The sequence below is a fragment of the Nocardioides sp. YR527 genome (genome assembly GCF_900101045.1).
In the GTDB taxonomy this organism is placed as follows: Bacteria; Actinomycetota; Actinomycetes; order Propionibacteriales; family Nocardioidaceae; genus Nocardioides.
Genome location: NZ_FNFN01000003.1, coordinates 1 through 12,585 on the forward strand (window position 1 = coordinate 1; position 12,585 = coordinate 12,585).

Annotated in this window: 12 protein-coding genes and 1 rRNA gene; 6 read left to right on the top strand and 7 right to left on the bottom strand. The window is 68.2% G+C overall.

Going from position 1 to position 12,585, the window contains the following annotated elements:
* Positions 1 to 188 precede the first annotated feature (188 nt).
* Positions 189 to 305, top strand: a 5S ribosomal RNA gene (rrf, locus tag BLT25_RS08555).
* Between the two features lie 341 nt (positions 306 to 646).
* Here rrf and BLT25_RS08560 read toward each other — a convergent pair.
* Positions 647 to 1,942: an MFS transporter gene (locus tag BLT25_RS08560; RefSeq protein WP_091044404.1), complete on the bottom strand. Its 1,296-nt coding sequence runs from the start codon at positions 1,940 to 1,942 to the stop codon at positions 647 to 649.
* A gap of 58 nt (positions 1,943 to 2,000) precedes the next feature.
* Complete coding sequence (locus tag BLT25_RS08565) at positions 2,001 to 3,023, bottom strand: DUF2332 domain-containing protein (protein WP_091044407.1); 1,023 nt, start codon at positions 3,021 to 3,023, stop codon at positions 2,001 to 2,003.
* Positions 3,024 to 3,098: 75 nt separating this feature from the next.
* On the opposite strand from BLT25_RS08565, the gene BLT25_RS08570 reads away from it, so the two are divergent.
* Positions 3,099 to 3,899 carry a siderophore-interacting protein gene (locus BLT25_RS08570; RefSeq protein ID WP_091044409.1) on the top strand — a complete coding sequence of 267 codons (801 nt, stop codon included), beginning with the start codon at positions 3,099 to 3,101 and terminating at the stop codon, positions 3,897 to 3,899.
* A gap of 36 nt (positions 3,900 to 3,935) precedes the next feature.
* Here the strand turns inward: BLT25_RS08570 and BLT25_RS08575 are convergent, their stop codons facing one another.
* The 3 genes from BLT25_RS08575 to BLT25_RS08585 all read right to left on the bottom strand — a co-directional run bounded on the left by BLT25_RS08575 (position 3,936) and on the right by BLT25_RS08585 (position 6,994).
* Positions 3,936 to 5,201 (bottom strand): Nramp family divalent metal transporter, encoded by a 1,266-nt coding sequence (locus BLT25_RS08575; protein ID WP_091044411.1) that lies wholly within the window; start codon positions 5,199 to 5,201, stop codon positions 3,936 to 3,938.
* A 21-nt stretch (positions 5,202 to 5,222) separates the two neighbouring features.
* The gene (locus BLT25_RS08580) at positions 5,223 to 6,452 is read right to left on the bottom strand and encodes an RNA polymerase sigma factor (protein ID WP_091044413.1); all 1,230 of its coding nucleotides are present in this window, start codon (positions 6,450 to 6,452) and stop codon (positions 5,223 to 5,225) included.
* Between the two features lie 113 nt (positions 6,453 to 6,565).
* The gene (locus tag BLT25_RS08585; RefSeq protein WP_091044415.1) at positions 6,566 to 6,994 is read right to left on the bottom strand and encodes a YciI family protein; all 429 of its coding nucleotides are present in this window, start codon (positions 6,992 to 6,994) and stop codon (positions 6,566 to 6,568) included.
* A 132-nt stretch (positions 6,995 to 7,126) separates the two neighbouring features.
* Here BLT25_RS08585 and BLT25_RS08590 point away from each other — a divergent pair, with 132 nt between their 5' ends.
* The gene (locus BLT25_RS08590; RefSeq protein WP_091044417.1) at positions 7,127 to 8,011 is read left to right on the top strand and encodes an LLM class flavin-dependent oxidoreductase; all 885 of its coding nucleotides are present in this window, start codon (positions 7,127 to 7,129) and stop codon (positions 8,009 to 8,011) included.
* A gap of 158 nt (positions 8,012 to 8,169) precedes the next feature.
* Here the strand turns inward: BLT25_RS08590 and BLT25_RS08595 are convergent, their stop codons facing one another.
* Positions 8,170 to 8,991 carry a nicotianamine synthase family protein gene (locus BLT25_RS08595; RefSeq protein ID WP_176883726.1) on the bottom strand — a complete coding sequence of 274 codons (822 nt, stop codon included), beginning with the start codon at positions 8,989 to 8,991 and terminating at the stop codon, positions 8,170 to 8,172.
* Between the two features lie 216 nt (positions 8,992 to 9,207).
* On the opposite strand from BLT25_RS08595, the gene BLT25_RS08600 reads away from it, so the two are divergent.
* Entirely contained in the window at positions 9,208 to 9,585 is a 378-nt protein-coding gene (locus BLT25_RS08600) for a YciI family protein (RefSeq protein WP_091044421.1), read from the top strand.
* A 1-nt stretch (position 9,586) separates the two neighbouring features.
* Positions 9,587 to 10,819 carry an RNA polymerase sigma factor gene (locus BLT25_RS08605; RefSeq protein ID WP_091044423.1) on the top strand — a complete coding sequence of 411 codons (1,233 nt, stop codon included), beginning with the start codon at positions 9,587 to 9,589 and terminating at the stop codon, positions 10,817 to 10,819.
* 4 nt (positions 10,820 to 10,823) lie between these two features.
* Here the strand turns inward: BLT25_RS08605 and BLT25_RS08610 are convergent, their stop codons facing one another.
* Entirely contained in the window at positions 10,824 to 11,402 is a 579-nt protein-coding gene (locus BLT25_RS08610) for a TMEM165/GDT1 family protein (protein ID WP_091044426.1), read from the bottom strand.
* Between the two features lie 285 nt (positions 11,403 to 11,687).
* On the opposite strand from BLT25_RS08610, the gene BLT25_RS08615 reads away from it, so the two are divergent.
* Positions 11,688 to 12,497, top strand: a complete 810-nt coding sequence (locus tag BLT25_RS08615) for an HAD family hydrolase (RefSeq protein ID WP_091044429.1) — start codon at positions 11,688 to 11,690, stop codon at positions 12,495 to 12,497.
* The last annotated feature ends 88 nt before the right edge of the window (positions 12,498 to 12,585 follow it).

The window sequence follows — 12,585 nt, forward strand, 5'->3', positions numbered from 1 at the left end:
GTTGATAGGCCGGAGGTGTACAGCAGTGATGCCCAGCCGACCGGTACTAATAGGCCGAGGGCTTATCTTTCATAAACCCTCAACAAAAACAACAAACGAAGACCGTCAAGTCTCGCGTCCACAACCAACTGTTGTAACACAGGTTTGGTCACCCCCTCGCTGTAAGCGGGGAGCGTGATCTCTAGAGTTACGGCGGCCATAGCGAAGGGGAAATACCCGGTCCCATCCCGAACCCGGAAGTCAAGCCCTTCAGCGCCGATGGTACTGCAACCGAGAGGCTGTGGGAGAGTAGGACGCCGCCGGACATAACTTTGCGCAGGGCCACCTCTTCGGAGGTGGCCCTGCTGCCATTTGTACCGACTTTCGATGCAGTGTTTCGAGCTTGTCGTGATGCGCTGTATCGACCTTGTCGAGATGATTGTGAAGGTCTCTTCGCGCCACGCCCGGTTGACGTGGGCAGCGACGCGAGGTCCAATGTCATAGTTGCAGTCCGAACCAACCATCACGAACAAGGAGTTCCCATGGTCAAGAAGCTGCTCATCGCCGCCGTCGTTGCCGTGGGTCTCGGCGTGGCCATCAAGCTGGTCACCAGCCGCTGATCCGAGCTTCTCCAGCTGCCCGGTGCCCTCGAGGTGCCGGGCAGCTGTCATTTGGTGCCCTGGGGTGCTCCCTCGCCCGGCGTGACCGCGTCAGCAGGAGCGATGGGTTCCTCCTTCGGGAGGTCGACCTCGGCCAGCGACCGGCGAGCACCGGGGATGGCGAGGATGCCGGCAACCATGAGGAAGAGCAGCAGGCCGGCGAGGACAAGCAGGAACTCGACCGAGAACTGATCTGCGAGCGGGCCGAAGACCACCATGGAGAGTGGCATGGCGACCGACATGACGATGCCGACGATGCCGAAGACGCGCCCTTGCATCTCTGGCTCGACACGCTCCTGGAGGATCGTCATCGCGGGTGCGCTCAGTGCCGAGAAGGACACCCCGATCAGCAGGCCGAAGACGAAGAACACCCACATGTTCGTGGAGACCCCGAGTCCGACGACGAACAGTCCGATGAGGACGACAGAGCCGACCATCAAGCGCATCCGGTGGATGATCTTGGGTCCGAAGACGGCCATGGCGGCGCCGCCGACCAGCATGCCGAAGCCCCAGAACAGCTCGTTCGCGGTGAGCTTCCAGACCTCGTCGCCGAAGGTACGGGTGACCATGAGTGGGGTGAGGTAGGAGGGGGCTCCGACCATCACCATGACGAGCGTGAACAGGACGAGGATCCAACGCACGTGCGCGTGGGTCGAGACGTACTTCAGGCCGGCGCGGAGGTCGCCGAAGTAGGAGACCTTCCCTTGGTCGGGACGCGCGATACGGGCGACCGGGACGAGGGCGAGCAGGCCGACGCCGATCAGGGCCGTGACGGCGTCGATGAAGAAGACGGCGACGATGTCCATGCTGGCGTAGATGACCGCGGCGAGCGCCGGGGCCAGGAGTGTCATCGCGGACTGGATGGTCTGGAAGGCTCCGTTGATCCGGAGCAGCTGCGACTCCGGCGCGATCTGCGGGATCATCGCCGTCACGGCAGGCATCTGGATGCCGGCGAAGATCGAGCGGATGGCCAGGGCGAGATAGATGATCCAGAGGTCGTCGATCCCGCTGGCCATCAGGCCGGCCAGGATCAGGGTGGCTACCGCGATCGTCGCGTCGGACCCCATGATCAGGAACTTGCGGTGATGCCTGTCGGCCCACACGCCGCCGAAGATGGACATGAACGCCTGCGGGAGCATCCCGAAGACGAGGCTCAGCATCAGCACCGACCCGGACCGGGTCTCGATGGTGAGGTGCCACATCACGGCGTACATCACCAGCATCGAGCCGAGCAGGGAGACCGTCTGGCCGGCGAGGAAGATCGCTGCGTTGCGCCTCCAGCCGGGAAGCTCGTCGGCGGGCATGCTGAACAGCCTTGACCGGGATGCGGAACGCGTCAACCGACTTTGGTCTCCGCGAGTGCTACACGAGGATCAGTGGTGGGCCGTGGTGGGTGGAGTGGGCGAGCACGTCGCCGTCGAGGTTGAGGGCAGGACCGTCGGTGCGGATGTCCCAGCCCGAGGCCGTCTGTGCCGGGGGGACGCCTTCCATACTGACGTGGGCGATGGGCAGGCCGCTACGAGCCTCGGCGACGGCAGCGCGTACGCCGGTGCGTACCTCGATCGGCCAGTACTGCTCGGTGATCGACTGCCAGACGACCGTGAGCACGTCCCCGTCGGTCGGTTCGCTGAGCCTGTCTCTCAGCCACGTGTCGGCCGACCCGACGTCGACGGCGGGCGGCTCCGCGGCCGCGACCTGCAGCGCAGCGGCGAGCCGGGCGTGACGATCGATCTGATGCGGCCACACGAACGAGGTCAGGTACTCGCGGCCGGCCCTGGTGGAGACATCGACCGGGGCGAGATCACAGCCGCGGCGTGCGACCACCTCGAACGGAACCGGCTTCACCCCGGCGCTCTGGGTGTCGATCGTCAGCGGACTCTCAGTGGGACCGTACGCCCAGTCCTCGCCGTGGAAGCGGTAGCGGTCGACGAGCAGGTTGAGCCCGGCCGAGGCGCCCGGCTCGAGCAGCCGGATGCGGCGCAGGCCGGTGCGGCGTACGGCCTCGAAGATGCCGATGAGGAGGCAGGCGGAGCGGCCGACCTCGTTGGTCTGGGGCGCCACTTCCAGACCTGCGCGGAGCTCGTCGACGTGTGCTGCGATCACCCCCTCGAACAACGGCCAGGCGATGACGTACGAGTCGTTGCCTCCAAGGTTGGGATAGAAACGCTCGAGCTCGGGAGCGTCGCCGCGCAGGACGATGCGGTGCAGAGCGGCCAGGAGGCGCAGCTGCACGGCATCGGCACGGGAGGCGTCGGGGTGATCCCGGCAGATCTCGGCCACAGGACCACCCGCGTCGAGGTCGTCCGCGAACCGGCCGAGCAGCCAGCCGTAGAGGTGCTCCTCGTGGCCGAAGTGATCTCTGAAGAGTTCGGAGAGAGTCGCCATGGGCACATCCAAGCACTGACATCCACTTGCGACGATAGGTAAGGTAAGCCTTACTTAACGGGAGATGGAGCTGGCATGGGATTCGACGACGGCCGGAAGCTGAAGGGCGTGTACGCGGCCGAGGTGCTGCACAACAAGCAGGTCACGCCGCACATGGTGCGGCTCACCTTGGGAGGCGATGACCTGCGGCGCTTCCCGCAGCGCGGTTTCGACCAGTGGTTCCGGCTCTTCCTGCCGCGGCCGGGCGGGCAAGCCACCAACTTCGACGTGGTGCCCGAGAAGCTCGGGACGATCGACTACCTCAAGTACCTGAGGCACGGCGACCGGCCGCCGCTGCGTAACTACACCGTGCGCGAGCACCGGCCCGACCTCGGGGAGATCGACGTCGACTTCGTCGTGCACGGGGATCTCGGGATCGCGGGTCCGTGGGCGCGTACCGCACAGCTCGGGGAACAGGTCGTGCTCATGGATCAGGGCACGGGCTTCGACTTCGCTCCGGACGCTTCGTTCCACCTGCTCGTCGGGGACGAGTCGGCCCTTCCGGCGATCGTCGGGATCCTGCGCGACATGCCTCGCGACGTGCGCGGCCTGGCGATCATCGAGATCCCGGACATGGCGGACGTCCAGGACGTCTCCGGGCCCGAGGGGGTCGAGGTGCGGTGGCTGGCTCGAGGTGACTCCGCCGAGCAGCCCGGGACGCTGGCGATCGCCGAGGTGAAGGCGTTCACGCCCGAGGCGCCGGCCACGCTCTCGGCCTACCTCGTCGGTGAGCGGACGATTCCGGCCGAGGGACGGCGCCACCTGGTGTCGCTCGGGGTGCCCAAGTCGCGGATCACCTTCGTCGGCTACTGGCGGATCGGCAAGGCCCAGGCATAGAGCCTGGCGCCTGCCGATCCGCCGGGTGCTCGGAGCTCAGCCGAACAGGTCCTGGATGGAGGTGCGGATCTGGTCGAAGGCGAGCCAGGCGAAGAGCAGGGCGCAGATGATGAGGCCGATGTTGGAGACCCACTTGTTGCGCCACTCCGCGGGGGTGTGGCCGGTGTTGAGGAGCCAGAGCAGGGTGACGGCCAGGAACGGCATGAAGAACGCGCCCAGGACTCCGTAGATGAGGATCAGCCACGTGGGCTCGTCGGCGAGCAGGAGCCAGATCATCGGCGGGAAGGTGAGCCAGAGGATGTAGGAGCGGTACCAGATGCCGCCACTCTTGGCCTCGGGCTCGTCCGCCCGTCCGCGAATGGTCCCCATGAAGTCCGCGAACATCAGGCTGACGCCGTTCCAGACACCGACGAGCGAGGACATCGCCGCGGCCCAGAAGCCGATCAGGAAGAGCTTGCCGAACCAGTCGCCGTAGCGGTCGGCGAGAACCTTGGACAGGTCGAGCATGCCCTGGTCGCCGGTGCCGATGGCGATGTTGGCGGAGTAGAGCAGCTCGGCGCCGACGATGAGGGTGGCGACCACGAAGATCCCGGTCACGACGTACGCCGTGGTGTTGTCGATCCGCATCACGCGCATGAACTGCGGTGTGTGCCAGCCCTTCTCCCGCAGCCAGTAGCCGTAGGCGGCCAGGGTGATGGTGCCGCCGACGCCGCCGGCGACCGAGAGGATGTTGACCAGGGAGCCTTCGGGGATCGTCGGGACCAGGCCGACGAGGAGGTCGGGAAGATTGGGCACCGTGATGATCGCGGCGGCGACCATGGTGACGAACATGATGCCGACCAGGACCGCCAGGAACTTCTCGAAGAGGCCGTAGCGGCCGGCCCACACGATGGCGAGACCGATCAGGCCGGACAGGATGCCCCAGACCTTCACCGACGCGAACGAGAACAGCGCGGCCAGGGCCAGGCCGGTGCCGGCCATCGCGGCGGCTCCGTAGATGAAGCCCCAGATCACGATGTAGGGGCCGAAGTAGATCGTCGTCCAGATGCCCAGACGCCGCCAGCCCTGGAAGATCGTCTCGCCGGTCGCCAGGCTGTAGCGCCCGGCACCCTCGACCAGGACCACCTTCAGGACACATCCGACGATGACGGCCCACAGCAGGGCGTAGCCGTACTTGCTGCCGGCGATCAGGGTGGCGACCAGGTCGGCCGCGCCGACACCGGTGGCGGCCACCACGAGGCCGGGCCCCAAGATCCGCCAGCGCGGGGTTTCGGATGTCTCGGTCCTCGCTGCTTGTGACATGAGCGACAGGTATACCCCGTTTTAGGGAAGATCAGCGACTTTTTGCCGAAGGACGGCACGCTCGCGGTCGTTCGTGCACATGCCTGCCGCCCGCTCCAGCTCCTTGCGCGCCTCGACGGTTCGGCCCAGCCGGCGCAGCAGCTCTCCGCGTACGGTCGGGAGGAGATGGGTGTGGTCGAGCCGCTTGTCCTCCGCGATCCGATCGACGATCTCCAGGGCTCGCAGCGGTCCGTGGGCCATCGCCACCGCCACGGCGCGGTTGAGGTCGACGATCGGGTTGGGTGCGATGCGGCCCAAGGCCTCGTAGAGGACGATGATCCGCTCCCAGTCGGTGGTCTCGACCGAGTCGGCGACCGCATGGGTGGCGGCGATCGCGGCCTGGAGCCCATAGGGACCGAGGCCTCGTGGGGTCGCCTGCTCGAGGGCGGCCAGGCCGCGGCGTACGGCACCTCGGTCCCACCTGGTGCGGTCCTGGTCCTCGAGGAGGACAGGGTCACCGGCGGCATCGGTGCGGGCCGGGAAGCGGGAGGCGGTCAGCTCCATGAGCGCGAGCAGCCCGTACGCCTCCGGCTCGTCGGGCAGCACGCCGATCAGCACCCGCGTCAGTCTCCGTGCCTCGCGCGCGAGGTCGGTGCGGATCAGATCCTCGCCGGAGGTGGCGGTGGAGCCCTCGGTGAAGATCAGGTAGAGGACGTTGAGCACGCCTGCCAGACGCTGCCGGCGCTCGTCGGGCGAGGGCACCTCGAAGGGGACCTTCGCGGCCGCGATCGTCTTCTTGGCACGGGTGATCCGGGCCTGGATCGTCGGCACCGGCACCAGGAACGCCCGGGCGATCTCCTCGCTGCTGAGGCCGCCGACGACGCGGAGCGTGAGCGCCACCCGAGCCTCCTTGGACAGCACCGGGTGGCAGGAGACGAACATCAGCGCGAGGACGTCGTCGTCGATCCGCTCGATGTCCAGCTCGTCGTCGTACGCCTCGTCCTGGTCGTGGGCGATCGCCTCGTACTTCTCGCGCTGGACCCCGGCGCGACGGATGGTGTCGATCGCACGTCGCTTGGCGGTGGTCATCAACCAGCCGACCGGGTTGGCCGGCTGGCCGTCGCGCGGCCAGGCGACCAGCGCCTCCGCTAGGGCCTCCTGCGCCGCGTCCTCGGCGAGGGCGAAGTCGCCGGTGTAGCGCGCGAGCGCGCCGACGATGCGGGCGGACTCGATGCGCCAGATCGCCTCGACGGCGCGCGTCGCGTCTTGCATTGATGTCTCCTCTGAGAGTGGTCTCGACCCGCCCGTCGCGCCGGAGACTTCGTCTCCGGCGCGGGGCTCGCTCGACCTGGTCAGCGTTCTGAGCCCGCTCCTTCGTCGCGGTCTCAGAGCTGACCATTCTTGGTCCGCCAGTCGAGCTCCTTCTGGATCCACGGGTTGTCCTGCGGAAACTCGTCGATCGTCGGTACCCGGCGGATCTCGACGGCCGAGCCGGGGAAGTAGCTGAGCCGCTTGGCCCACTCGACCGCCTCCTCCTTCGAGGCGACCGAGATCAGGTAGAAGCCCCCGAAGAGCTCCTTGGTCTCGCCGTAGGGACCGTCGGTGACCACCGGCGGCTCGGCGGCGTCGGCGTAGGTGACGACCGTGTGCTCCTCGGGGTCCAGCCCCTCCATCGCGAGCAGCACGCCCGACTTGATGAGCTCGTCGTTGAGCTGACCCATCTTCTCGAGCATCTGCTCGAAGGGGATCTCGGCCATCGCGGCGTTCTGCTTGTCCTCGTCGATGGTGCGCCAGATCAGCATGTACTTCGGCATCTCGGTTTCTCCTGTGTCGGTCGGGCCGTCTTGCCGGCCCGTTCACCCCTTGGTCGAACGAGGTCTACGCGGGATCGACAACCCTGCCAAGAATATTTCTGTGGAAGTTTCGCGCGTGGGTAGGTTGGGACCGTGAAGATCTCGCTGTGGCCCAACCTCGTCTTCCCCACCGCCGACATCCTCGCCGAGGCGCAGGCGGCTGACCAGGCCGGTTGGTACGGCGTCTGGGTCGCCGACCACTACATGCCCAACACCGGCTCCGAGGACGTCGACGACGGGCCGATGCACGAGGTCTGGGGGATCCTGCCGGCGCTGGCCGCCACCACCCGGAACGTACGCATCGGGCCCCTGGTCTCCCCGACGACGATCCACCACCCGGCGCTGCTCGCGAACCGGTCCGCGACGATCGACCACATCGCAGGTGGGCGGTTCGTGCTCGGTATGGGTGCCGGCTGGCAGATCAACGAGCACAAGGCGTACGGGATCGACCTGCCGGGCGCGAAGGTGCTCGTCGACCGGTTCGAGGAGGCGATCGAGGTCACCCGGTCGCTGCTCGACAAGCCACGTACGACCTTCGAGGGGACGCACTTCCAGCTCGCCGATGCTCCGTGCGAGCCGAAGCCGGTGGCCTCTCCGCTGCCGATCCTGGTCGGTGCCAAGGGCCCGCGGATGCTGCGGGTCGTCGCCCGGTACGCCGACGAGTGGAACACCTGGGGCACGCCGGAGAGCGCCGGCGCCGTGCGGGCCAAGCTCCTGGAGGCGTGCGAGCAGGTGGGTCGCGATCCCGGGACGATCAGGACGACCACCAACTTCATGCTCGACCTCGACGGCGCGAACCCGGGCTTCGCCAGGACGCAGACCGGATCGACGGGCGAGCTGCAGGACTTCGTCGGCCGCTACGTCGAGGCCGGGTTCGACGAGTTCATCATGCCTACGTGGAACCTCGGCGAGACCGGCGCCGAGCGGATCGAGCGGGCGGCACAGCTCAAGGCCGAGGTCCTCGACCCCGCCCTCTAGTGGCGCGTCCCTGAAGTTCCTGGGCGCTTCGCGCCGCCAGGGCACGCACCTCGCTGCGTTGGCACCGCTTGAAATACCCCGGTATGACTGCGCGGTGCCGCCTTGCGATGCACACACCCTGACGACGCCAACCGTTCAGGAACTTCCGCGACGCACGACTAGCTCGGGCGGGCAAGGATCGCGCTGTTGATCACGTCGGTCCCGGGGGCGTCGACCTCGGGGTCGGCCTCGGCGACCACCGTCAGTCCGGCCAGCGCTTCGGGGCCGACCTGCGGGTAGAGCAGCGTACGCAGCCCCCGGGCGCTCCGCGCCAGGACGAGGCCGCCCGGGGCGAGAGCGGTGACCGCCTTGTCGAGCACCGCGGCCTTGGCGGCATCGTCGGACCCGACCAGGCCGGCGAGGAGCACGACGTCGACGGGGTGCGGTGGCGTGGCGGCGGAGGCTTCGGCGTGCTCGAACGTCACGCCGACGGCACCCAGACGTCCGAGCACGGCGGAGGAGAGCCGGATCGCCTCTGCGTCGTGGTCGACGCAGTGCACCGCGATGCCCTGGTCGGCCAGACAGAGCGCGGTCAGGGGAAGCGGCCCCGAGCCCAGAAGCAGCACGTGCCGTGGGACGGTGCCCTGGCGGCGTACGGCTGCCAGCTCCATCTCCACCAGGAGCCGGTAGTTCTCGCGGTAGGGGAAGCGGGCGAATGCCGCCGTGGGGTCGGCGGCGCGCGAGATCTGGTGGGCCCAGGCCCGCTCGAGCGCGTGCTCGCCGGCGGACGCGACCGATCGGAAGCGGGCCGGTGACCGTGACGGCGGCAGCGCGGCCAGCACGGTGTCGGCCTCCGGCTCGGGCACGCTCAGCACCGCGGTCACCAATCGGTTGAAGAGCGCGTCCACGACGATTCCGGGCTCCAGCGACGGCTGGTCGAGCAGGTCGTCGAGGGTGGTGACGAGACGTTCGTCAATGGCTTCGAACGTTCCCGGATTCACAATCGGTCACCTTTCCACATCGATGGCGGCCACTGCGGCGTGTTCCGCCGGGGAGCCCGCTCCGCGGCACGGAAGTCGCGACGGTCCGGGCGCGTCGCCTCACCCGTATCGCAGGTGTCGGCAGCCCACTTCTGGGACGATGTAGAACTACGCCACTCGGCTCCGACGTATCCCCGTAAGCACGCCTACGGTAGGCGCCGACGAAAGGGAAGAGCCATGAAGTACGTCATCCTGATCCACTCCAACCCGCAGCCGTGGGGTCACCCGACGGGTGACTTCATCCCCGAGTTCCAGTCGCTGCCCCAGGCCTCCCGGGAGAAGCTCAACGCGGCCTTCGAGGGAATCATGGAGGAGCTCTCGGCCAACGGTGAGCTCATCGGCGGGCAGGCGCTCGCGGATCCGGCCTCGGCCAAGCTCTACCGTTGGGAGGCCGGCGAGCCGATCTCCACGGACGGCCCCTACTCCGAGGCTAAGGAGCATCTGGCCGGCTTCTTCCTGATCGACGTCGAGTCCCAGGAGCGAGCCGAAGAGGTCGTACGCAGCTTCAGTGGCCCCGGTGAAACGGTCGAGCTGCGGCCGGTGGCAACCTACTGACATGACGGTCACGGGAGTCGAGGACGTGTGGCGGCAGGAGTCCGCCCACGTCCTCGGCGCCCTGCTCCGGGTCCATCCCGACCTCCCCGACTGCGAGGACGCCGCGCAGGAGGCGCTGATCGCCGCCAGCCAGAAGTGGCCGTGCGACGGGCTGCCGGCCGACCCGCGGGCCTGGCTGATCCGCGTGGCTCATCGGCGCCTGATCGACCAGATGCGCGCGGACACTGCCCGGACCCGGCGCGAGGTCGCCGACGGGATCGCCCGGCGGCTCGACGACCCCGACCCGGCCGCCGTGGAGATCGGGTCTGCCTACGACGACTCGCTGCGGCTGATGATGATGTGTGCCCATCCCGCGTTGCGCCGCCCGTCCCAGGTGGCGATCACGCTGCGGTGCGTGGGCGGTCTGACGACGTCGGAGATCGCGGCTGCGTATCTGGTGCCGGAGGCGACCATGGGGCAGCGGCTCAGCCGGGCGAGGGCGACGCTGAAGGACGAGGAGTTCTGCTCGCCGGCGCCGGACGAGCTGGCCGAGCGGATCGCCTGCGTGCTCGACGTCTGCCACCTGATCTTCAACGAGGGCCACACCCGCACCAGCGGCCCGGAGCTGCAGGGCGTCGAGCTCACCGACGAAGCGATCCGGCTGACCCGGATCGTGCGCGGCGTGCTCCCGGAGCACGACGAGGCCACCGGCCTGCTCGCGCTCATGCTGCTGACCCAGGCCCGCTCGTGCGGTCGTGTCGACCATCTCGGCGACCTGATCCCGCTCAAGGACCAGGACCGCTCCCAGTGGGACCAGGAGCTGATCCGCGAGGGTGTCGCACTGCTGGAGGACGTACTCCCCGAGGGGCCGGTGGGCCGCTACCAGCTGCAGGCGGCGATCGCCGCGGTCCACGCCGAGGCGGAGTCGTACGAGGCCACCGACTGGCTCCAGATCAACCTGCTCTACGGGATGCTCGCGCAGGTCGCGCCCTCGCCCGCGGTCACGCTCAACCGGGCCGTCGCCGTGGCGATGAGCCTCGGCCCCGAGCACGGGATCGAGATCGTACGCGACCTGCTGGAGCACCCGGCGATGCAGCGGCACCATCGCGCCCATGCCGTGCTGGCGCACCTGCTCGAGCAGTCCGGCGACGTCGCGACGGCTCGGGAGCACTACGTGCTGGCGGCCCGGCTGACCCGGAGCGTGCCGGAGCAGCGCTACCTGAACCGCCGGGTCGAGTCGCTCGATCAGCCCTGACTCCTCACATCTGCACGACCCCGTCGATGACGAGGATGATCCCGAAGATCGCGAACAGCGCGGCGGCGCCGTACTTGATCACGTTCTCGGGGAGCTTGCGGCCCAGGAGCGCGCCGACACCGATGGCGAGGGCATCGGCGGCGACCATCCCGACCGTGGAGCCGATCCAGGTGCCGAGCCAGCCCTCCTGAGTGGCCAGGGTGATCGTCGCGAGCATCGTCTTGTCGCCGAGCTCGGCCAGGAAGAACGCGATACCGACGGCGATGATCGCCATCCCCCGGCTGTTGCGGGCCTTCTTCGCCTCGTCCTCGGTGAGCTCGTCGCCGCGCAGGGTCCACCCGGCGAAGAACAGGAAGGCGACTCCCGCGACGATGGTGATGTAGTGCTGGTGCTCGGCGAAGGCGTCTCCGATGAGAGCGCCGATGCCGACCGATGCGAGATGGACGATCGCGGTGGCTGCGGTGATCCCGATGATCACGTCTCGAGCCCGGTAACGGGTGGCGAAGGTCATCGCCATGAGCTGGCTCTTGTCGCCGAGCTCGGCGACGAAGATGACCGCGGTCGAGAGCAGGAAGGCGTACACGGGGTTCCTCTCCGGCACCGGCCGGAGGCATCCCATGAGGTGTGGACTGTCCTTCGACCAGCACCGTCACGTAGATATACGGGTGCTTGGTCGAAGGTCTCGTCCGCCACTCTCGTGGCCGATCGCGCCGGGCCCGGGGGCCAGTGTGTCGACGCGACTGTTGAGGACTACTCCCCTTCGCGGCGCCAGTCTAGGCCAGAGGCCTTACGCCGGCCCACTCGGGCCGTCCGCGGCCCGTTCGCCGAATTCCCTCGGTGAGGTTCCGATCGTGGTTAGGCTGAGTTCATGGACGAGGCCGGGGTGCGCGCGGTCCTCTTCGACCTGCACGACACGCTCATCCCGAGCGGCCACGCTGCCGAGCACCACGCGGTGGCCCGGGGGATGGGCGCGGATCTCGGAGTCGACCCCGATGCGTTCGCGGCCGCGGTCGCGGACACCTTCGACGAGCGCGTACGCGGCTTGATGGCAGATGTGCACCACACCGTGCGCTACCTGGCACGACGGGTCGGCGGTTCGCCGACCGAGTCGCAGGTGCAGAACGCGATCACCCGGCGGCTGAACTACTCGCTCTCCCTGCATGCCGCGACCTGGGCGCTGCCTGCGCTCGAGTCGCTGCGCAAACGAGGGTTCAAGCTCGGCCTCGTCGCCGACTGTGGGGCGGAGACGGTCGCGATCTGGCCGCAGAGTCCGCTCGCGGAACACCTGGACGCCGTCTCGTTCTCCTGCCAGACCGGCGTACGCAAGCCGGACTCGGGCGCCTACCTCGTCGCTGCGGCGGCGCTGGAGGTGCGGACCGGGGAGTGCGTCTATGTCGGTGACGGTGCCGACCAAGAGCTCAGCGGGGCCGAGGCGGTCGGGATGCGGACCGTGCGGTTCCGGGCCAGAGCGCTCGAAGAGCTCGGCGAGGCGGTGGATCGAGCTTGTCGAGATGACGTCGCGGTCGACCTGGATCCCGAGTGGAGCGGGCCGACGATCAGCGACCTGGGCGAGCTCGTAGGGATGATCGGGATCCCGATTCCACGCGAAGGGTCCGAATCGCGGACGTTCGTCTCCGGCAATGTGGTGCCGTGGGGTTCGAAGAGATCGTCGCGCTGATCTCGGGCTGAGGTCGGTGCCCGACCGGTGGGTGTCTCCAGACGACTGTCGGGCGTGGGGTCAGGGTCCCATCCTGGAGGGCCGATGT